We start from the raw sequence: 583 nt of genomic DNA on the forward strand, positions 1-583 counted from the left end.
GAGGTTGTTTAGGATTTATTTTTTTTGATAATTCTTCGGATAAAAATGACCATAAAGGATAAAATTAACAAATTTACCCACGTATCTACTCTGGTTTCATAGCGTATGATTAAAGCCTTGAATTGGTCTTGCCACGCATTGGCTCTTTCAATCACATATCGTTGTTTGTATAGCTCTTCATCAAAATATTGATAAGCTCTGCTTTCTATCTCTTTTTTATTTCTCGGATTATGGGGAATATTGGCTATGACCTCTTTTTGCTCACAGGCTTTTCTAAATTCTTTACTATCAAAACCAGCATCCGCATTGAGGAATAATCCTTTTACATCAATTCCTGCTTTTGTTAAAAAATTACAAATTTCATCAAAGAGTGTCTGTAACTCAAACAAATCGTTATGTTGCCCTTCTTGCGGACTAGCACAGCAGAGCATCTGACCTTGATTATCACATAAATAGAGTGTATTACTCGTCTTACTTGCTTTGCGTCCCTGATACCCCACCGCAGCACCGCCTCGCTTACAAGGTGTATGACTGCCATCTAACTGCACACAAGACAAGTCCAAATCTCGGCGATGTTCAAGCA

The 583-nt window shown here is 37.7% G+C and carries 1 protein-coding gene; it reads right to left on the reverse strand.

Translation table 11 applies throughout. The annotated features are described in order from the left end of the window. Positions 1–8 precede the first annotated feature (8 nt). Positions 9–583: transposase (locus tag Rain11_RS13790; protein WP_133121605.1), on the reverse strand; the 575-nt coding region annotated here is incomplete at its 5' end.

Origin of the sequence: Raineya orbicola, from assembly GCF_002843425.1 — a bacterium.
Lineage (GTDB): Bacteria > Bacteroidota > Bacteroidia > Cytophagales > Thermonemataceae > Raineya > Raineya orbicola.